The 17,975-nt window shown below is 45.3% G+C and carries 21 protein-coding genes and 2 pseudogenes; 13 read left to right on the top strand and 10 right to left on the bottom strand.

All coding sequences use genetic code 11. The annotated features are described in order from the left end of the window. The 6 genes and pseudogenes from KWJ01_RS03690 to KWJ01_RS03715 all read left to right on the top strand — a co-directional run. Positions 1-236: pseudogene (locus tag KWJ01_RS03690) on the top strand (integrase); the annotation flags it as partial. 232 nt (positions 237-468) lie between these two features. Further along, positions 469-1,011 carry a site-specific integrase gene (locus tag KWJ01_RS03695; protein ID WP_224995077.1) on the top strand — a complete coding sequence of 181 codons (543 nt, stop codon included), beginning with the start codon at positions 469-471 and terminating at the stop codon, positions 1,009-1,011. 232 nt (positions 1,012-1,243) lie between these two features. After that, the gene (locus tag KWJ01_RS03700; RefSeq protein ID WP_224995078.1) at positions 1,244-1,663 is read left to right on the top strand and encodes a hypothetical protein; all 420 of its coding nucleotides are present in this window, start codon (positions 1,244-1,246) and stop codon (positions 1,661-1,663) included. 223 nt (positions 1,664-1,886) lie between these two features. Beyond that, a complete protein-coding gene (locus KWJ01_RS03705) occupies positions 1,887-2,321 on the top strand; it encodes a PepSY-like domain-containing protein (RefSeq protein ID WP_224995079.1) in 435 nt (144 codons plus the stop codon). A gap of 434 nt (positions 2,322-2,755) precedes the next feature. Continuing rightward, on the top strand, positions 2,756-3,067 hold the full coding sequence (locus KWJ01_RS03710; protein WP_224995080.1) for a multiubiquitin domain-containing protein: 312 nt from the start codon (positions 2,756-2,758) through the stop codon (positions 3,065-3,067). Positions 3,068-3,142: 75 nt separating this feature from the next. After that, a complete protein-coding gene (locus tag KWJ01_RS03715) occupies positions 3,143-3,604 on the top strand; it encodes a hypothetical protein (RefSeq protein ID WP_224995081.1) in 462 nt (153 codons plus the stop codon). A gap of 27 nt (positions 3,605-3,631) precedes the next feature. Here KWJ01_RS03715 and KWJ01_RS03720 read toward each other — a convergent pair whose 3' ends face one another. Next, on the bottom strand, positions 3,632-4,663 hold the full coding sequence (locus tag KWJ01_RS03720) for a rod shape-determining protein (protein WP_224995082.1): 1,032 nt from the start codon (positions 4,661-4,663) through the stop codon (positions 3,632-3,634). A 480-nt stretch (positions 4,664-5,143) separates the two neighbouring features. On the opposite strand from KWJ01_RS03720, the gene KWJ01_RS03725 reads away from it, so the two are divergent. The 5 genes from KWJ01_RS03725 (at position 5,144) to KWJ01_RS03745 (ending at position 7,945) form a co-directional block, all read left to right on the top strand. Then, complete coding sequence (locus KWJ01_RS03725) at positions 5,144-5,560, top strand: GreA/GreB family elongation factor (protein ID WP_224995083.1); 417 nt, start codon at positions 5,144-5,146, stop codon at positions 5,558-5,560. A gap of 127 nt (positions 5,561-5,687) precedes the next feature. Beyond that, positions 5,688-6,359, top strand: a complete 672-nt coding sequence (locus KWJ01_RS03730; RefSeq protein ID WP_224995084.1) for an MCP four helix bundle domain-containing protein — start codon at positions 5,688-5,690, stop codon at positions 6,357-6,359. A gap of 23 nt (positions 6,360-6,382) precedes the next feature. After that, the gene (locus tag KWJ01_RS03735) at positions 6,383-6,709 is read left to right on the top strand and encodes a multidrug efflux SMR transporter (RefSeq protein ID WP_224995085.1); all 327 of its coding nucleotides are present in this window, start codon (positions 6,383-6,385) and stop codon (positions 6,707-6,709) included. A gap of 233 nt (positions 6,710-6,942) precedes the next feature. Continuing rightward, positions 6,943-7,578 carry a hypothetical protein gene (locus tag KWJ01_RS03740; RefSeq protein ID WP_224995086.1) on the top strand — a complete coding sequence of 212 codons (636 nt, stop codon included), beginning with the start codon at positions 6,943-6,945 and terminating at the stop codon, positions 7,576-7,578. A 142-nt stretch (positions 7,579-7,720) separates the two neighbouring features. After that, on the top strand, positions 7,721-7,945 hold the full coding sequence (locus KWJ01_RS03745) for a hypothetical protein (RefSeq protein ID WP_224995087.1): 225 nt from the start codon (positions 7,721-7,723) through the stop codon (positions 7,943-7,945). Positions 7,946-8,250: 305 nt separating this feature from the next. Here KWJ01_RS03745 and KWJ01_RS03750 read toward each other — a convergent pair whose 3' ends face one another. From KWJ01_RS03750 to KWJ01_RS03770, 5 genes are read right to left on the bottom strand one after another with little or no spacing between them, the layout of a single operon-like run. Beyond that, a complete protein-coding gene (locus KWJ01_RS03750; RefSeq protein ID WP_224995088.1) occupies positions 8,251-8,634 on the bottom strand; it encodes a hypothetical protein in 384 nt (127 codons plus the stop codon). Positions 8,635-8,653: 19 nt separating this feature from the next. Next, a complete protein-coding gene (locus KWJ01_RS03755) occupies positions 8,654-9,109 on the bottom strand; it encodes a hypothetical protein (RefSeq protein ID WP_224995089.1) in 456 nt (151 codons plus the stop codon). Beyond that, positions 9,087-11,009: a type IV secretory system conjugative DNA transfer family protein gene (locus KWJ01_RS03760; RefSeq protein WP_224995090.1), complete on the bottom strand. Its 1,923-nt coding sequence runs from the start codon at positions 11,007-11,009 to the stop codon at positions 9,087-9,089. Before KWJ01_RS03760 ends, KWJ01_RS03755 begins: the two co-directional genes overlap by 23 nt. 24 nt (positions 11,010-11,033) lie before the next feature. Further along, on the bottom strand, positions 11,034-12,329 hold the full coding sequence (locus KWJ01_RS03765) for a DUF5712 family protein (protein ID WP_224995091.1): 1,296 nt from the start codon (positions 12,327-12,329) through the stop codon (positions 11,034-11,036). Beyond that, positions 12,289-12,723, bottom strand: a complete 435-nt coding sequence (locus KWJ01_RS03770) for a BfmA/BtgA family mobilization protein (protein ID WP_304502760.1) — start codon at positions 12,721-12,723, stop codon at positions 12,289-12,291. The genes KWJ01_RS03765 and KWJ01_RS03770 overlap by 41 nt, the downstream gene beginning before the upstream one ends. Before the next feature lie 553 nt (positions 12,724-13,276). Between KWJ01_RS03770 and KWJ01_RS03775 the strand changes: the two genes are divergently transcribed. Together KWJ01_RS03775 and KWJ01_RS03780 are read left to right on the top strand one after the other, a co-directional pair. Further along, positions 13,277-13,948 (top strand): ParA family protein, encoded by a 672-nt coding sequence (locus KWJ01_RS03775; RefSeq protein WP_224995093.1) that lies wholly within the window; start codon positions 13,277-13,279, stop codon positions 13,946-13,948. 3 nt (positions 13,949-13,951) lie between these two features. Further along, positions 13,952-14,458: a hypothetical protein gene (locus tag KWJ01_RS03780; protein WP_224995094.1), complete on the top strand. Its 507-nt coding sequence runs from the start codon at positions 13,952-13,954 to the stop codon at positions 14,456-14,458. A 321-nt stretch (positions 14,459-14,779) separates the two neighbouring features. Here KWJ01_RS03780 and KWJ01_RS03785 read toward each other — a convergent pair whose 3' ends face one another. From KWJ01_RS03785 to ltrA, 4 genes and pseudogenes are all read right to left on the bottom strand, one after another. Continuing rightward, positions 14,780-15,265 (bottom strand): RES family NAD+ phosphorylase, encoded by a 486-nt coding sequence (locus tag KWJ01_RS03785; RefSeq protein WP_224995095.1) that lies wholly within the window; start codon positions 15,263-15,265, stop codon positions 14,780-14,782. A 12-nt stretch (positions 15,266-15,277) separates the two neighbouring features. Then, entirely contained in the window at positions 15,278-15,682 is a 405-nt protein-coding gene (locus KWJ01_RS03790) for an antitoxin Xre/MbcA/ParS toxin-binding domain-containing protein (protein WP_224995096.1), read from the bottom strand. Between the two features lie 323 nt (positions 15,683-16,005). Then, positions 16,006-16,323, bottom strand: coding sequence for a group II intron maturase-specific domain-containing protein (locus KWJ01_RS03795; RefSeq protein ID WP_224995097.1), 318 nt, complete (start codon positions 16,321-16,323; stop codon positions 16,006-16,008). A gap of 51 nt (positions 16,324-16,374) precedes the next feature. Next, positions 16,375-17,229, bottom strand: a pseudogene (gene ltrA, locus KWJ01_RS03800) (group II intron reverse transcriptase/maturase); the annotation flags it as partial. Between the last annotated feature and the right edge of the window lie 746 nt (positions 17,230-17,975).

The raw sequence follows: 17,975 nt of genomic DNA on the forward strand, positions 1-17,975 counted from the left end.
TGACCAGTGATCGATTGACTGATCAGTACGTACGCCTGCTGGTCAAGAAATACCTGGGAGACCGCTATACCGCCCATAGCCTTAGGGCCTCCTTTGTAACGGTATCCAGGGGAAACGGAGCCGGCACCACGGAAATCATGCGCCAGACTGGCCAGAAAACAGAAGCCATGGTCCGTCGCTATACCCGTTTTGAGGACGCCAGACAGCATAATGCTGCCAATAAACTGGGGCTGTAAAGCTGATTTCGAGCAAGGCACCACCTGACACTGTAGGCCTGGGCTACCAGAGTCGTACAGTATATTGTTCTTGTTCTCTGATTCAGAGCTGTTTACTTGATGCATGTCAACAACTAGGTTTACGTTTCCTGGCACTCGCTTTTCCAATCTGCAAAAGTCTGCTGCCTGTTTAGCGCATCAGCTGGAGGAAGCCGCCGAAACAAATATACTGCCGCTGATGAGGTAATGTAAGTTGAATGCTACACCTCCAAACCAGCAACCCTGGTGGCCGATCAGGTTCAGACTTTGCATCCCTTCTACCCCTCAAAAAAGAAATGAACTGATTTCTCTGGATATAGAAGACCTGCATTTTGATGAAAGGGGTATCCTGGTGGAAGTGAAGCGCAGCAAAACAGATCAGATGGGGCAAGGCCTGGTGAAGGCCATATTCTACGGCGCTGATCCGGCGCTTTGTCCCGTGCTTACCCTGAAGCGTTGGATCTCAACGCTCTCCCACAAGCATGGACCACTCTTCGTCAGGGTAAGAAAAGGGGACCAATTGACCAGTGATCGATTGACTGATCAGTACGTACGCCTGCTGGTCAAGAAATACCTGGGAGACCGCTATACCGCCCATAGCCTTAGGGCCTCCTTTGTAACGGTATCCAGGGGAAACGGAGCCGGCACCACGGAAATCATGCGCCAGACTGGCCAGAAAACAGAAGCCATGGTCCGTCGCTATACCCGTTTTGAGGACGCCAGACAGCATAATGCTGCCAATAAACTGGGGCTGTAAAGCTGATTTCGAGCAAGGCACCACCTGACACTGTAGGCCTGGGCTACCAGAGTCGTACAGTATATTGTTCTTGTTCTCTGATTCAGAGCTGTTTACTTGATGCATGTCAACAACTAGGTTTACGTTTCCTGGCACTCGCTTTTCCAATCTGCAAAAGTCTGCTGCCTGTTTAGCGCATCAGCTGGAGGAAGCCGCCGAAACAAATATACTGCCGCTGATGAGGTAATGTAAGTTGAATGCTACACCTCCAAACCAGCAACCCTGGTGGCCGATCAGGTTCAGACTTTGCATCCCTTCTACCCCTCAAAAAAGAAATGAACTGATTTCTCTGGATATAGAAGACCTGCATTTTGATGAAAGGGGTATCCTGGTGGAAGTGAAGCGCAGCAAAACAGATCAGATGGGGCAAGGCCTGGTGAAGGCCATATTCTACGGCGCTGATCCGGCGCTTTGTCCCGTGCTTACCCTGAAGCGTTGGATCTCAACGCTCTCCCACAAGCATGGACCACTCTTCGTCAGGGTAAGAAAAGGGGACCAATTGACCAGTGATCGACTGACTGATCAAATAGATAACCTGGCTAGAAAAGAGCAATCAGGAACTGCAACTGTTTATGACTCAAATGGTCAGGATCAAGCATCATTAGCTTTCTAGAATTACATCCAGTTTTGAATGAAACAGTAGTTGCCCAGGAATTCATGTTCCAGGTTGCTCTTGTATTGTTCAAAACTGGTATTATAATGCTGCGAATGTCTAATACTCATCAAAATATTCTGGAGAACCCATTGTTCAGTACTATAACTTCAGATTTAAAACAGATTTAGGTCGTAGGTTGTCCGTGGTGGTTGTTAAACCTAAATGACTCTTTATAAAGTTAGTGAATAAGCTCCTGCTAATATTAACTCTCTTTCTGATCTCCTGTGACAATGAACTGGCATCTGAAAATGTGCCAGAGGTTGTAAAAAAAGGATTAGCCGATCAATTTCCGGATGTTCGTATACTGGAATGGGAAGCCGTTGATCAATTTTATATTGCAGAATTCAACATAAACAACATACCCTATGAGGTTAAGTTGAACCGGGATGGAAAGATCATGATGTACAAGTACGACATTATGGAATCCGAACTTCCTCAAGCAGTGAGAGCCACCATAAGTAAAGAGTACTCTGAAGTTCCTATTGCCAATACAGAAATACTGCACCATAAAGGCAACAAGTATTACCAGGTAGCTTTCGATGGTGAATCCCGGGATTACTGGCTTGTTTTTTCTAAAGATGGCCAGCGGCTGGACCAGCCGGAATATATGAAATGAAAGCAGGCATTTCCGGTAACCAGCCTTTGACCATTGCCTAAGTTGCGGTTAAAGAACAAATTCACCTTTTTTTAGCCAACACCTCCCCTTCTGTCTCCTATGCCGCTTGAGGGGTATTTTTGTCCCTAATCCGGAAAATATTTATTATATTGCATTCATCAAATTACTTGGAAGCTGATCATTTGCGAATGTACTTGTTCGTTACATACAAGAGACACTCCCTTCCCAGGAAAGCTTTTATTTCTTGGTGAGTAGAAAATATTTCCTTTTCTACTCAACCACCCTTCCATCCCCTATTTTCTGAAAGTCTTTGCACCAAAATTGCGTAGCAAGCTCGAATTTATGAGCGGCTACTATGCTGTTTTACTATTTATTTGATTGCAGTTGCAAGAAATAGAACATTTCGCTTCATGCATTTAAATAATACATTTTTTATGAAGACACAACCATTACAACCCCCGCCTACCAGCTTATCATCAGAGCGCATTAAGCCCAGGATACGGGAGTACAAGTTTTTTAACATCATTGTGAATGGCCGGATGAGGCTTTTCAATGAGAAAACCATATCCTTCTCCGGAGTTATTGCATTAGCCTTCAATGCTGCTGCAGCAAAAAAATGCGAATCATTCAGCGTTGCCTATCGGAACGACAAAGAGAATATTCCAGAGGGAGTACTGAAAAATGGTGATTTTGTAGCAGTTAGGCCCGGAATGACATTCGTAGTGGAGCGAATCCTAAAACTTTAATACAAATAGGCATCATCAGGATATTTAACCGGCATTTCAGAAGTGTGCTAAATATAAATTATTGAACTACTACTCATGCATACCGAAAAGCACACGATTCCATTACCTGATTTTCCACGTTTCCGGGAATCAATACAAGAGATAAATAACCTATATGGAAACATACTGGAAGTTGAGCAGGTAAATCCACCTGCAAATAGTGAAGCGGCTGATGCATATGTTCATCTACTGCTAAAAGGGGATCAACAGTACATACAGGAATTATTGTGCCATGACCGTAAAAAGCAGCTCATCCAAGCTACATTCCCTATACTCAAGAGATGCCCATACTGCAGAAGAGACTTTTTTTTGATTGCTTCCCCCCTTCCAGAAGGATCTGAATCCCTCAAACCCTATTATTGCCCCTATGATGAAATTGAGGCAGGAAAAAAACTTACGAAAGCAGCCAAATGGATAAGCCTGGAATACCAGTATAAGCGGTACAATCCACAGATTAGCGGTTTAAGTGATCGAGAGTCTCTTGAAGAAGAATCTTAAGCCTGGATAGCTTATGTCAGGTTCTGCCTACTTAAACAAAACTGCTTTATGAGCCTGAGGGACACGAAGTACCCCCGCAATACCATTCAGGACAGAAAACAGTGCATTGGGATCCTGATGGATAGGTATATTGATCCTGGCTGCCAGTCTTTCTCTGAGACCACGCAAAAGTGAACTTCCACCAGTCAGATAGATCCCGTTGGTATAGATATCCCCTGAGAGTTCTGGTGGGCATTCCTCCAGGGTTTGTAGAATGGCATCCTCAATTTTGATTACAGAATCATTGAGTATATTGGCAATTTCCATAGGTCCTACTTCTATCAGCTTGGGGACACCTGTTGATATATCCTTCCCAGCCACACAGGCCGGCTCCGGTACCTCTACAATGGATGTGAAAGCAGCTCCAGTCTTAATTTTAAGTTGCTCTGCCTGTTTTAAGCCAATGGCCACATTGAATTTCCTTTTGAAATAGTCCTGGATTTCATAATCAAAAGTATCCCCAGCCACTTTAACTGCACGATGAGTGACGATTCCGGATAGGGAAATAAGGGCGATTTCTGTGATACCGCCCCCAACATCGACCATAAATTTGCCATTTGGTTCCTGAACATTTAATCCCATTCCTATCGCAGCTGCAATAGGCTCATAGATCAGGGTGGTACTCCTGGATTTAAACTGTTCCAGCGCATCCCGTAAGGCCCTTCTCTCCACATCTGTGGAAGCGTAAGGGATGCCGCATATCAATTGATCAAATTTATCAAACAGGCCGCGTTTGGGATATGCATTTCTCATCAGCATACCCAGCATCATACTGGCAGCTTCATAATCCGCGATGATCCCACCTTTCAGAGGTTTCACAATTTTCACACCAGCGCCTATCTTTCCCTGCATTTCGTACGCATCCTGCCCAACAGCCTGTGCAGATTTGCTGGACTTGTTCAGGGCAACAAAAGAAGGCGCGCTAAAAGGCAAATTCTTAGCATCCGTTAAAACAGTATTGTTATTCCCCAAATCCAAAGCAACACGCGTGCCGTGGCCTAAAAAGCGACTAAGTATCATCACAGAAAGGTTTAGCGTTTAAGATACGAATAATTTAAGTCAGCAAGGGAGTCGCCTTGATTCAGCAGGAAGATAACTACAAAGGGGGAGTGTGGTACTTCAATGGCAAGTTGATTATTACTGGCACCATAAGTGAAAGGGTCAGGAGAGAGAAAGGCAGGGTACTACTTTTTTGGTAGACAATTTCTTTCTATCTTAATTCTATCGAGTCTATTGATAACCATCGCGATAGCGAATGTACCTATTCAATACATACAAGAGACACTCCCTTCCCAAGAAAGCTTTTATTTCTTGGTGAGTAGAAATATTGCTTTTTCTACTCATTAAACTTCCACTCTCCCTACTTACTAAAATTCATTGTCCCAAGCAGCTCCAGCGACCTCCATATAAGATGGAGCTCAATGTTATATTCTCATTTGGGAACAGCTGCCCCCTCACCTATTGGATTAGAAGTTTTTAAGCACCATTAAATATTTTTTTATGAAAGGTCATAATAATCTCATTATAACAACACTGGATAAAAAAAGGCTGATGAGTCTTTTTAAGCTGAACAACAACAATACTTCTCTGTGGGAAAATGTAAGGCTAATTGCGGAAAAGCTAGGTACAGCAAAAACCGTCAGCTCGAAAAAAGTGCCCTCATCTGTGATTACCATGAACTCCAGGGTTGAGATCCGGAATGTTTCGCAAGGGAAAGCCCTCTCTATAGAATTGGTTTATCCAGATGCAGCAGATGCCGTGAATCATAAAATATCCGTCTTAAGCCCTTTAGGAGCCGCTATGCTGGGTTATTCCCAGGGGGATGAATTTGTGTGGACAGGCAAAAGTATCAAAAGCAGGTTTATCATAGAGAAAGTCCTCTATCAGCCTGAAGCTGCCGGGGATTATCACTTGTAGTAGTAAAGCACAAGGCCCAAACCGTTGCCAGATGGTTTGGGCCTGTTCAATAAGAAGGAGAACAGCATATTAACTACGGGTGCCACACATATAAAAGATTGCTTACTTAAGGACAGGAGAACTTGACATGAAAATCTTATATAGTCTTAAAAACAATTTCATAATAGCATTAACCCTTACTGCATTGTTAATAAGCCTCATGCTCTTCAGCTTCCTTGAGAAGCAACATTTAAGATCAATTGATGAGGGTTTTTCTTCAATGTTCGCTGACAGGCTTGTACCGGCAACAGATATGTTTTTTATCGCCGATCAACTATATGAGAGAAGAATGATGCTACAGTCCTTCTTGCTTTCTGCAGATAAGACAAAGATGCCTTCGCTCAGGGAGCAGTATGAACCTATCGATTCATTACTGGCCAAGTACCAGGAAACCTACCTTGTGGAGGACGAAGTGGTTTGCCTTAATACCCTCATTACAAAATGGAGAACATACCAGGTTCTTGAAGCAAGGATACTTGCCCTGGCCAGCCAAAACAGCAAAGACCAGGCTTACCTACTTTTTGATACAGAGGGAAGGGAGTTGTTCAGAAGCATTATTACTGATCTGGAACAGCTCACAAGGATTCAGTCGCGCGTGGGCGAAAACTTAATGGATACCTCGAAATCCAACATTGCCAGCACAAACTCTATTCTCACCATTCAGTCTGCCATCATCCTCATTGTTGCTTTAATTGTCAACATTTTTCTGCTAGCCTCAAGAGCAATAGATCAGCCTGGACAGAAATTTCATCTGAATTAAGAAATTAAATCAACAGAATTATTATGGCTTGGTTCGTCCTGGTTTTAGCCGGTTTATTTGAAGTTGGCTTTACATCCTGCCTGGCAAAGGCAAAAGAAACAAGTGGTGCAACAGCCATGTTATGGATGACAGGCTTTTTTTTAAGTTTATCAGTAAGTATGATGTTGCTCTATAAAGCCACACAAACCCTCCCAATTGGCACGGCTTATGCCGTGTGGACTGGTATTGGGGCAGTAGGTACTGTACTGGCAGGAATACTCTTCTTCAATGAACCCATCAACGTTCTAAGGTTGCTGTTCTTAACTACACTGATAGCTTCCATCATCGGATTGAAACTTGTCACTCACTAATTGAAAAAAGAACCCTAAAGATCTTGGTTAAACATTGCATAAGGATTACAATGCGCCTTTTCGGCTAATGATCATGAAAAAGCCAGATTCTTATGGTCGATCCTGATGATATGCCTGTATTTCCAGTAGCACTGTAGCAGAGAGAATGCTGATTGCGGATACTATTGCAGGCTTAGCTGATGGTGTTGCAGCGGGATGTAAAACATGGATCAGCATTAAGAAAAAATGATATAATGTTGAACAGATTCAAAAACATATTCAGAAAGCATTCAGGAATAGAAATAGCTGATACACTGGATTCGATGGGCTATTTCCAGTATGCCGATCCTTCAGATGTAGAACTTCTCAAGCAGGAGATTTCTAATGCTTATGAAGCATGGGGAATGATCTCTTCAATTCATGCCTTAGAGAACGGTATTCACTATCCTAAGGACTACCGCCTATACAGCCTTGACAACGAAGCACTGTTTGAACAAGGAGGCTATCATAAATATCTGGCAGAAATAGAACCCACTACAAAGAAGTTGAACATCTCCATCTATGTTGAAGATGAACTGGAAGAGTATTCGCCAACCAATGGCATTACCCACTCCCTAAGCATCAATGGTGTTAAGTACAGGATTTTTGAGCAATTCAGGGATTTCAGCAGAGCAGGAACGATTGCTGCAAAAAAGTTTATAGAGATCATAAACAATGTTCTGGTACTGCAACAATCCCATGAGAAGGTTTATCCTATTGGTAGCGGAACTAGTGGCCAGTTGATCTTTCTTACCCCGGAACAGTTCAGGTTTATCTATGCTGTCTATCCTGATAATGATAATAAGCCCCTCCCCTTAAAAGAGTGGGCCAGAAAGCACGGTATCAGGTAAAAGCCTTTGGATTCGTGGCTTGAAGAGGGAATGTAAAGATTCCAAAGCTTTTGTACTGTAGCGTCAGGGGTGTATCGACCAGTACAGCTAGTCACAGCAACATCAGAGGTTTCCGACAAGAAGCTCTTCAGCAAAGGTAGAAATGAGAAGGTTTGGCAGTAGGAGCCTGCTTATCTCATGCACCTTCTATAAGAAGATGCTTGCAGTGGTTCCGGCTGCTCTCTTTGCAAAGCAAGGGAAAGCGGCTGAAACTTTGTACAGAATTAAGCAGAAGGACTGTGTACAGAAGCCCCTGCAAAAAGATCTTGTCTTTGAAACAATTGGGAAGATCAAAGAAGAACTCCAGATAGTGGAAGAAAGACAATAAACCATTATACCGATCAAAAAAGGTCCCCAGGGGCTTAACCCTGCCATGTGCTTTACGTATAAGCGGAAGGTTAGGGAATACTTTTTCATCTTTTTGCTTCCGATATTTTTAAATATGCTCGGTAAGAGCCCAGCCGTTAATAAAATGGACTGGGCTTTTTGCCTTTAGCATACACATTCTAACCTATTCATTTTTAAAACGAAGCATATTCATTGGAGGTAGATGAGGTATCAAATGTGAGAAAAGAGTTACATAAGCAGTTTCTCTACCCATAAGTAAATAAGCTTCCTGTATGCTTAATAATGTCATGGATTCCCTGCAGGTAAAAGTGCTGTTTTTGTAGGTAGTGCCTCCGGCACCACCTGGTTGGGACTGTCGATCAGGCCCGGGCCAAAAGAGGGCATCCAAGGGGAAGCCTGTCTCTTTTCTTTACTTTCTGCCAGCACCTTATAGTTACCACAAAAGGATTCTTGAGCTCCCTGGATAGATTCGAATTGTATACAGGAGCCAAAAACCTTGATTTTACTGGAATCCGCTATTTCATAGTAACGGGGCTGACGACCATCACCAGGCCAGTGCACCAGGGTTAGCTGCGGTTTGGGTATCGTAAACAGGCTGCTGCGTACCCATCCAAAAAGGGCCAGGCCCAGGGCTAGCATGATAAAGAAAGGGCTTCCTTTTGCTTTCATATCATTGCACAGTTAAAGGTTAACCTAGCTGCCATGTTTTATCCTGGGCAAAGAAATCCCCCAGCACTTCGTTTGTAGTGATATCCTTCACCATCATATGAAAAGCACCATCTATTGCCGGAATGCCGGCAGTGTATACCAGGTATTTGATCTTCTCCACCTCATTCAGCGTTTTGTAGTGGTGCATATTAAAAATAAAGTAATCCAGGTGCCTGTACCGCCCAACATTAACGGCCTCTAAACACCCTCCTTCTACCATGACAATGGCATAAATATCCTTTTGGGGATCATGGCTGGTGGTGGCCAGCACAAGGCTTTGGATCGGCGTCAGATTGATTGAGCAGCTTTGCCCCTTTTTATCATTGAACACCTTATAGCCAATGTAATTACCCTTCAGCTTAACAGGGGTTTCTTCCATCGCCAGGATAAGTTCTATATCACTGGTCTCTGTTTCATGTTTGGTTCGTGCTCTCACTTTCTTCGACTTTATGATAGATGTTTGGATAACTGTTAATGATTGCCTCGACTTCTATCTTAATATGCTGCAGGTGCTCTTCCAGGAACCTGTTCAGGTCGGAAACACCTTGCCCGGTATCACTATCGATGAATGCGATAAAATCTTCTACTTTGTAAAAAACCTTGAAGGGGTTATGCTTAAACCTGCCCCAGAAGTAGGTTTGTCCCTCATCAGTGGTGTTGCCCAGAAACTCACCCCTTCTTAAGTTCCTGATTTCTTCAGGCTTTACAATGACCCTTTCCTGCACAGACAGGGAGTAATTACGGTTTACGTTGCTGCGGCTAGCAGAGCCTGATACCCCTTCGGAAAGAGAGATCAGTTCCCGTTCTTCCTTTCCAATCATGTCAGAAATCATCCTGGCTGTCTCTGGCAGGTTAACACGACCAAAAAACTGATTTGACATATTGGAAATAATGGTGTTGGTTTTTTCTCTTCCATACTGATCATGCATCATGGAAAGATCCTGTGCGATGTAAACGAGGGCCATCTTATTAGAGCGGGAAACAGCCGAAATAGTATCAAGGTTTGGAATCTTAAGCGTTGGCCCCTCATCCAGCAGTACAAAACTCTTATGCTTCCCTTCTGCATTCATAGTTTTGAGCGCAGCCGTAAAGATTAGTGATATCACTGGGGCCAGTGCCAGGGGTGTCTGCCGGTCATTGCCAATCGCCAGGAGTTTGGGATCTTCCGGATCATTGATATTCGGAATAAAATCATTTCCCGACAAAATCCAGGCCACCTCGGGAGTATTGATGGTGGTTAGCTGGTTCTGGATGGTGCCCATCTGTCCTGCCAGCTGGCGCTCTGCCTGCTGTTCCAGGGAGGTAACGATGGACATCACCCGGTCTGCACACAGCGGCTCCACCATCAGCATGGAGAAAACGTGAGAAAAGTCCTTGAAGAGGGCAATGTTCAGCGCATGAGGCAGGGTACAGTACTGTGGGTGGCGCTTCTTTAAGAACCAGATGATCGCTGCCAGGTAGTTGATAGCACTGCGGGTAAAAAACTCTCCGCTGTTCTTATTGGCTCCTCTGTTCAGGTTGCTGATGATGCTCAGGGCATATTCTTCTGCATAATTGGCATTCATGATCAGATCCGGGTGCAGGATGTTAAAGCGGTGTGAAGCTTTGACATTGGAAAAGTTGATGATGTAATAAGGATAGTGGTATCGGCTTTCTTGCTGGATCAGCAGGGTATTCATTTCATTGATCAGTGTAGGTGCTTTGTAGTCATAGACAATCCCGCAAAATCCTTCTTCTATAAAAGCCTTCATCAGGGGCCGCACCAGGCTCTCTGACTTCCCGGAACCGGATCCGCCAATGATCAGCGTGTGACGGAAAGGTTCTACCACATTTACCCAGCCACTATTGAGGGTTTCCAGGCAGATGCTATCGGGACACTTCACCCGCTTGCGCCTGACCAGTGATACATGCGGAACATTGCGCTGGGGGAACAGCATTTTAGCCAGCGGCAGTGAAATAAGCGCCACAACAAAAAGCAGGGGATAAAGGGGGTACATCTCCAGGCCCAAGCTATCAAAAAAGATAAAACATCCCCCTGAAAGCAGGAACAGCAGCAGTGCTCCTCCTTGTACCTTCCCGGACAGTTGTCCTGCAGCACGCTTTGGGCCCTGGTAGCTGGGCATGCGCATCAGCACTACAATCAAAAGGTAGTAAAGAACCAGGCTTAGTGTCCTGTTATAAGGGATCACCTCTGCATAGCGCTCCAGGAAAGGCACTGTAAAGAGAGGAACCGTATCCTCATAGTGATGAAGTAGATAATAGTCCCCGATAAGCGGCAGTAGCGAAAGCACGAGAAGTACTGCCAGGAATGTCAGTATATTTCTGTAGAAGTGCATAGGCTAAAAAAACAGATCTGATTGCTATAAGTCTATCTCACATTCACCATTCTTGCCCTCCCTTTCACGCTTCTCCTGCTGCAGGTGATGCCGGCGTTTACGTTTCTGAATATCAAAGTACATGGTTTCCCGGACAAAGCCCCCTGCCCTGCTTCCCTGTGCCAGGGCATATATGATCCCTCTTACAGAAGGGCTAAGGGAAAAGGTGCCAGCACTTTTTTGATACCCATTCTCCAGCTCGGCCGTGGGGGAGTGCGCCAGAGGGCTCCTGCCCCTGTTGCTCATAAAGTCCTGGCGAACGTACTCCTCTGGTTTGATGTCACGGCCCCTGTTGATGAAAAAGTAAGGGTCTATGAAATACTTACCCCCCTTGTACTGGTTCTTCAGCTTAGCCAGGTTGATGAAAAAGGCCCTGGAATAGTTGTACTTCGCCCCTGTCCTTTTGATGCGCTCCACATCCAGCTTTTCCCGCCTGATGTACTTATCGTTAATCTCCCTTACTGTCGCCTCAACTTTCTGTTCAAAGTAGCGCCTGTCCTTTTTGTTAAAGTAGAAGCCATCGTAGGTGTTCTCCCGGGCGTAGCCAAACATTTTCCTGAACCTGTTAGCATTCCCCTCCTGCCACTGCCGAAGATTGAAGCGGCTCTTTCGGCCCCTGGGGTTCAGGGACCATTGCTTTTCCCTATCCTTCCGGCTGACGATGATATGGATGTGCTTGTTGAGCCCCGGCTTCTTCTCTCCTGCCCTAAACATCTCCCGGGCCGGTTTGACCTTGTTTCTTTGCCGGGCCCGCTCCTGTATACATGCAACAGTCTGCAGCGCCTCTTCACTTCCCTGTGCCAGGAGCTTTTCAACTGCATCCCTCTCTTTCCTGCTTAGCCAGTCTGTATCGTCTTTCAGCTCCCAGCTTTTAAATTCCCGGTCTTCATGAATGGCCGCAAACCACAAAAGATCATCTCCTGATAGTTGAGAACCATCCTTGAGCTTAAAGTTTCTGGCATAATCGTCCATCACCTTTCGGGTGAACTGTTTTAGCTTTTCATCACTATTGCCAATATGCATTAGTTCATCTTCGGACGGGGAAACAATCATGGTGTAAAAGCGCTCTTCCGTGGACTTCAGTCCCTTCACATTTTGATCAATGGATTCCTGCACAACATTGGCGTTGATGCCATCCCTGTACTGGTTAAAGAAAATATCTTGTTCTTCCCGCTTATCTTTTACTTCGTGCAAAAGGTATTCAACAAGATCATGGACGGAGCCTGTGTTGGCATATACTTTATTCCCGTCCAGCTGCGGATTGATGACCTTGGTGTGCATGGATCTGGAGCTTTTCTACTTGACTATTCATATATTCTTCAAGCTTGTTTGCTACGGATGCCTGTTCTTCTGCAGGGATGTTTACATCGATAATGAGGTTCATAAGCGCCTGAACTGCAATCTGAGCTCGCAGGACTTCCAGCGCCAAAGGAGCAATCATCTCCTGCTCCTGGTGTTTGATATAACTGATGATGCGTTCTGTGCTCTTCTGCACCAGCTGGCTTAAGTCAAAGTCAGCAGAAGGTGAAAAGTTAATGGGTGACAGGTTGTGACGCACAAAAAACAGGACTGCTTCTTCCACAAACTCTTTTTTTTTCAGCCCCAGCTTTTTTGCCATTGTTTCGGCCCTGGCGTCCACATCTGTTCGAATCCGAATATGCGTTGACAAGGACATACAACAAGAGAATTATTGCTTTAGCGTTAACGCTCTTAACTTGATTATCAGGCGTTTGGTTATGGGTGTTACCGTTCAAAAAAGTACATTTTCACCATGTGAATTTATAATTCACTGAAAGACAAAGAATTATTTTAACATAACCTGCGTCCTGAAGATTACTTCTTGCTGCGTGGATTATCGTTTACCATACCAAGCATTTTCAGCTTTATCAAGAGAACATCCCATCCATAAGTGCTGCAGCGGCTGGCGCTCCCCTACTGCTTGTTCATTCGATAATGCCTAGATATAACAGGTTACATCGGGCATATAAGCTTGATATGTGCTAATATTATAAACTTGCAATATTGCATGCTTACAAGCTTTAAGACTTTTAGGAGCTGTAATTTATCAGCATGTGATTTTCTAAATTTAGAAACCTGTCATATTTTTATATTGAAAGTCTGTAAAGTTTAAAGGCTTGAAGCTTATAACATTGAACTGTTAAAACCTTGCAGGATTGCAAGCATCTAACCTTACAATATTACAAGACAACCGATCAAGCAATACAGCAATGGCAAAAGTCATTTCTATCTCTAATCAAAAGGGAGGCGTGGGAAAGACTGTTTTGACCGCCCTCACCGCTACAGCACTGGCGAAAGATTACCAAAAGCAAGTACTGGTATTAGATGTTGACAAACAGCAGAACCTCTTTGATGCGCGCCAGGAGGACCTGCTCATATTTGATGAAAGACATTTCCCCTACCCGGTGCAGTCGGTAGACATCCGGCATCTTGCTGATCATCTGCTGAAGGTAGTAGACCATTATGATGTAGTCCTCATTGATATGCCAGGGCGTGCTGATGATGCAAGCATCGTTGAACTGCTCATGCTCTGCGATGGGGTACTGGTGCCACTGGTAAGCGACAAAAATGACCGCTATGGTACCATAGGCTTTGTAGACATGCTGGCAGAGGTACGTATCAGCCTTAAAGAAGAAGGCCAGGAGCTGGTCGTTTTTGGCGTTGTGAACCAGGCTGCCGGTAGATCAGAGGAAAAGTTTATGGAAGAGTTTTGCCAGTCCATTGGCATTGAGGTATTTGAGTCACGCCTTTCCAGGAGGGCTATTTACTCCCGCTACAACACCTATACCAGCTATGTCAGCGAGGGAGGATATGAAGTGAAGCCCGTGCATGAAGAGTTCTCTCGCTATATGGATGAATTTGTAAACCGCTTTAAAATCTAACCGATGGCGAACAAACACGAGTTAATGGCCAGGATGAATGCTTCACGCCAGAAGAAGGCAAAGCAGATCATAGAGAAAGAAATAGCAAAGGCTTTCCCGGACCAGGACAGGCAGAAGGAAGAGAAGGTATCAGAAAGGACAGACGAGAAGACTACATTGACCCTAGCCCCGGAGGCAGAGCCTGCACCTATATCAGCTGCACCCGCTCTTCAGCAGGAGGAAAAGAACCGGAATAAAGATCAGAGAAACACACCAGTGGCTCAAAGGCGCCCGTTTGATAGAGAAGAGCATGCTAAAGGCTCCGGGCGCTCCAGAGAGCCTAAAAACAGACAGGCGGAAAAAAAAGAACCTGGATATAAGAATGTAGCGCTGCCACCGAGTTACCACAGGAAGGTAAGCATTTACGCTAAATTCGCCCAGACAAACGCGCTTACCTTTGTTTGCTGGGCCATTGACGAATATCTGGAAAAAGAACAAAAAGCAGGCAGGCTTCCACGCATTGATCTTTAAGGGAATGGCAGCTTGGTTATATTATTATGCTCCCAGGGGGTGAAGTAATAGGTACTTAATCTGGTTTAATTTAAAATGCATCACCTGTCAGCTTACGTTCAGTAACTGATTGGCTGCACTACCATTGATGCAGGTTCTGCTCTTATCAAAGCAACAATCACACCCACATGTTCTTCTCCAACACAAACTGGCTTTGGCTCTCTTGATACTGCAAAACTTTGCACTGCTGCAGATAGGTCCAGAATCCATCATCCGCTGGCGCAAAACAGGCTAAGCAAAACTTGTTAGGTTAGGGCGAAGTAGCAACCAGAGGCCAGCCGGCTAGTTTTTTTTGAACCTTACCAGAGCCTCATCAATGCTTTTAAAGCGTGGATCAAACATAAAAGGTGTTGTCCCGATCACTTCAACGCTTCTGAAATCCTTATGCTGGCTATTGATCAGGTAATTGTACTGGCCTGCACAGGTTGCGGCAGGGACCTTCAGCAAGAGCTTTTCATTGGCCTTGTACCAGGCCGAGCCGATCGGTTGAGTAATGATGTAGGAAGAAGGAAGTCCCCAGTCCTGGGGCAGGCTGTTTGGATGAATCTCCTCGATTCCTGCAGCATCAGGTATCTGGATCTGCATGCAGGCAAAATCAGCTCCCAGCCCCCCCTGCCCCATCCGGTGAGCCATGTTTTCAAGGGCGGCTACGGCAATGCTTTCCGAGGAGTAGATGACCAGCTCACCACGGCGGTTCCAGCGCCCCGGCACACCAGGTGCGTAGAGCGCCTTTGCATATTGCTTTAAGGTAATGCGGTACAGAATCATTTAACAGAGATACTAGGCAGCATATCCATGCTCAATCCTGTCAAGGCATTCCTCCACCAGACGGATACCTGAAATAGAATCCAGCAGGTTAACAGGGGGGCGCATCTCCAGGGCAGGCTGAGGGTAGTAGAGCCAGTCCCTAAACTCTTTTATTTCACCAAACAGCTTCTGCCCTCGTGCAAAGAGGCGCAGCAACATCAGCAGCTTTTCTGCCTGATCATTTTGCACCGGCTTCTGGTGATTACGGTAATTATCAATGGTCTTTGGCGCCATTCCCAGGAGTGTGGCCAGTTCTTCCTTGCTAAAACCTGACTGATCCCCCAGCAGGTACAGGTACTGTACATCTACTCCTTTCCGGGCCAGGTCTACCAGGGCCAGGTCATTGTCCATTACGGCGTCACTTAAGGAAGGGTACATAAGCATAGGGTTTGGCTGCAGACTTTTTAAGCTGCAGCGGTTGAACAGTCTTTTAAAAGCAGGCAGCACTGTTACGATACAGTCTTAAACCAACTTACGTAAATTTACATCATTGATACGTAATAATACGCAAAACTGAATAAAAAAGTTCTTAGCCATTCACAGGAGGCTCCAGCCATTCAGCCAGGCTGTAGTTCATCCTTGTCGAGTCACGCGAGGGAATTTCACCCTCGCGTTCTCACGGAACCGTACGTGAAAGTCCCGGCGGGGCCCGCTCCCTTCATACGGCTCTTGTTGTTTAGTCACAAAATGTAGTAGCTACATTATGGATATACCAATTTCCAGTGCGGAAAAAGAGCAGGCTTCTGCCTAAATTTATTCCTAAGCCAGCTACGTGCAGCTTCCATGGGAAGTCTCTTTTCCCACCTCACCCATTTGAGTAGACGCAGGTTTAGCTGGTTCCACAGGTAAACAGATGCTCTGGCTGCGCCTACACGGTAGTAGTTCATCACGCCCCGTATCACTGGAGAGAGCTTGGCAGCAAGTACTTCAATAGGTTTTCTCCATTTGTGGATCTGCATACACTTGAACTTCTCCAGAATACGGCTCACAGATTTTCTACTAATGCCTACATAGGGCATGAGTCGCAAGCCTTTGCTGGTTTTACTCCAATGAGGCCTTAGCGTGAAACCCAGAAAGTCAAAACTACGGGCATATCTAATGCTAGAGTAGCCCCTAAGGTTGACAATCTGTGTCTTTACAGGGTGCACCTCAAGTTTGCAAGATGCTAACCGCACCCTGATCCTGTCCAGCAGGAAATGTGCCTGCTTTTCAGACTTGCAGTGTACAATTATATCATCAGCATACCTGACAAAGCACTTGTCTGTAAAGCTCTTCTGCATTCATCCATCAAAGGCTACATGCAGGTATAGGTTAGCTAGCAGCGGACTTATGACCCCACCTTGAGGTGTGCCACTTTCCCGCTCCAGATAGCATCCGTCTTTCTGCATGATTCCCGCTTTTAACCACCGTTCTACATAGAGTAGCACCCACTTATCTTTACAGTAATGAGCAAGGGCTCCCATGAGCCTGTCATGATCTATGGTATCGAAAAAGCTTTTGATATCCAGATCAATGGCCCAATCGTTAGTAAAGATGTTCTGCTTCGCCCTCTCCACTGCCTGATGGCAGCCTCTTGAAGGACGATAGCCAAAGGAATGCTGGTGAAAGAGAGGTTCCAGTATCTGCTCCAGATGGGTTTTTACCACCTGTTGCGCAATACGATCTAAGATCGTAGGAATACCCAGCCTGCGAATGCCTCCTGATGATTTCTTGATTTCTACTTCTTTGACAGGCTGTGGAAAATAACTGCCCGAGCTAAGCCTGTTCCATAGCTTATAGAGCTGACCCTTTAGATCTTTGTCTAAAGCTTGCCAGTCCATCTGATCTATGCCAGCGCTTCCTTTGTTAGCTTTTACTTTCTTGTAAGCCTGCCATACCATGGCTCTGGAAATTGGCTGTGACCTTGTTTCATGATAGTCGATCATCCCATTACTGGTTGTGTCAAAGATGAAACTAAACAACCTGGGCCCTTGACTCCTGCTGCTTTCACAACACTCATCGCTACTACGGCCCAGTCCGCCATCACTATCTCATACTATCCTTGTATGACTGCATCCTTTTTCAGTTAACAGTGCGATAGTGACTTCTCTTGTTCCATACAAAAGCCTGTACTGCATTCCTGCCACCTTTACCCCGAATGCCATGTGAACAGTAATCAGGTCACCCTTCACATTCACCTCACAGATGCGGACGTAGCACCTGCTTTCGACATTACTTTAATCCTAACGAAGCTTCTTAGGTGGTTCAACTTATTCAGCTCTACAGCACTCACCTGCACGGATCTTTGTCCTTGCTTTTCCTTATCGCTCACCACCAAAGGCAGTTACTCCTCCAGCAGCATAAGGTGGTTTGCAAACTCCCCCTGACAGGCGTCTGCGGAAGTCCAATCCTCTTCTTCTGAAAGCAAGTCGGCCAGCCAGTTCACTCGGCATCCGCACTTGTGCCTCTCTCAAAACAAGAGCCTTCCATCTTTTGTACAGCATTCTTCTCCCACTAAAGCAGGAGTCGGGTCAAGACACACACGCCCGTTGAATAAAGCAGATGCCATTCACTGCAGATTGCTATGCCCACGCAAAGGCAGCTGCCTGCATTGCCAATGGCTGTAAGATAGCTGGGAGCTTGCTTTATTCTGTTGTGTGTGCCTGGCATGGCACGAGTTGAAATATACTCT

The organism is Cesiribacter sp. SM1 (genome assembly GCF_020178975.1).
Classification (GTDB): domain Bacteria; phylum Bacteroidota; class Bacteroidia; order Cytophagales; family Cyclobacteriaceae; genus Cesiribacter.

Bases quoted from the DNA above. Each gene is read 5' to 3' on its own strand.
- KWJ01_RS03775 (WP_224995093.1), top strand. From the start codon at position 13,277: ATGGCAAAAGTCATTTCTATCTCTAATCAAAAGGGAGGCGTGGGAAAG.
- KWJ01_RS03770 (WP_304502760.1), bottom strand. From the start codon at position 12,723: ATGTCCTTGTCAACGCATATTCGGATTCGAACAGATGTGGACGCCAGG.
- KWJ01_RS03740 (WP_224995086.1), top strand. From the start codon at position 6,943: ATGTTGAACAGATTCAAAAACATATTCAGAAAGCATTCAGGAATAGAA.
- KWJ01_RS03725 (WP_224995083.1), top strand. From the start codon at position 5,144: ATGAAAGGTCATAATAATCTCATTATAACAACACTGGATAAAAAAAGG.
- KWJ01_RS03745 (WP_224995087.1), top strand. From the start codon at position 7,721: ATGAGAAGGTTTGGCAGTAGGAGCCTGCTTATCTCATGCACCTTCTAT.
- KWJ01_RS03715 (WP_224995081.1), top strand. From the start codon at position 3,143: ATGCATACCGAAAAGCACACGATTCCATTACCTGATTTTCCACGTTTC.
- KWJ01_RS03780 (WP_224995094.1), top strand. From the start codon at position 13,952: ATGGCGAACAAACACGAGTTAATGGCCAGGATGAATGCTTCACGCCAG.
- KWJ01_RS03795 (WP_224995097.1), bottom strand. From the start codon at position 16,323: ATGCCCTATGTAGGCATTAGTAGAAAATCTGTGAGCCGTATTCTGGAG.
- KWJ01_RS03785 (WP_224995095.1), bottom strand. From the start codon at position 15,265: ATGATTCTGTACCGCATTACCTTAAAGCAATATGCAAAGGCGCTCTAC.
- KWJ01_RS03790 (WP_224995096.1), bottom strand. From the start codon at position 15,682: ATGTACCCTTCCTTAAGTGACGCCGTAATGGACAATGACCTGGCCCTG.
- KWJ01_RS03765 (WP_224995091.1), bottom strand. From the start codon at position 12,329: ATGCACACCAAGGTCATCAATCCGCAGCTGGACGGGAATAAAGTATAT.
- KWJ01_RS03730 (WP_224995084.1), top strand. From the start codon at position 5,688: ATGAAAATCTTATATAGTCTTAAAAACAATTTCATAATAGCATTAACC.
- KWJ01_RS03720 (WP_224995082.1), bottom strand. From the start codon at position 4,663: ATGATACTTAGTCGCTTTTTAGGCCACGGCACGCGTGTTGCTTTGGAT.
- KWJ01_RS03735 (WP_224995085.1), top strand. From the start codon at position 6,383: ATGGCTTGGTTCGTCCTGGTTTTAGCCGGTTTATTTGAAGTTGGCTTT.
- KWJ01_RS03750 (WP_224995088.1), bottom strand. From the start codon at position 8,634: ATGAAAGCAAAAGGAAGCCCTTTCTTTATCATGCTAGCCCTGGGCCTG.
- KWJ01_RS03710 (WP_224995080.1), top strand. From the start codon at position 2,756: ATGAAGACACAACCATTACAACCCCCGCCTACCAGCTTATCATCAGAG.
- KWJ01_RS03760 (WP_224995090.1), bottom strand. From the start codon at position 11,009: ATGCACTTCTACAGAAATATACTGACATTCCTGGCAGTACTTCTCGTG.